Below are 287 nucleotides of genomic sequence, written 5' to 3'. Positions count from 1 at the left end.
CTGAACGCCAGCGCGACCCGCCTCAACCTAGCCGCCGCCAGCGTCGCCGTGACCCCGGCCGCGCCGCCGGCCGAGGACGCGTCGGCCCCTGGCGCCACCAATCTGGCCAGCCCGCCGGTCAGCACGCCGCCGGCAGCAGTCGCCAACAATATCGCCATCGCCAGCAGCACCGCCGTGACCAGCAATGCCGCCGTCGCCAACAGCGTGGCGGTCGCCATGGCCATGCCGCGCCAGGCCGACACCGAAGCCCCGGCGCCGACACCGGTACCGGCCGACCATGCCGCGCC

At 75.6% G+C, this 287-nt stretch carries 1 pseudogene; it reads left to right on the top strand.

What is annotated here, in order from left to right:
• Positions 1 to 287, top strand: a pseudogene (locus GTP69_RS30945) (flagellar hook-length control protein FliK); the annotation flags it as partial.

This window comes from Duganella levis (genome assembly GCF_009857605.1).
Taxonomy (GTDB): Bacteria; Pseudomonadota; Gammaproteobacteria; order Burkholderiales; family Burkholderiaceae_D; genus Rugamonas; species Rugamonas levis.
This window is presented reverse-complemented; position numbering and strand designations above follow the sequence as displayed.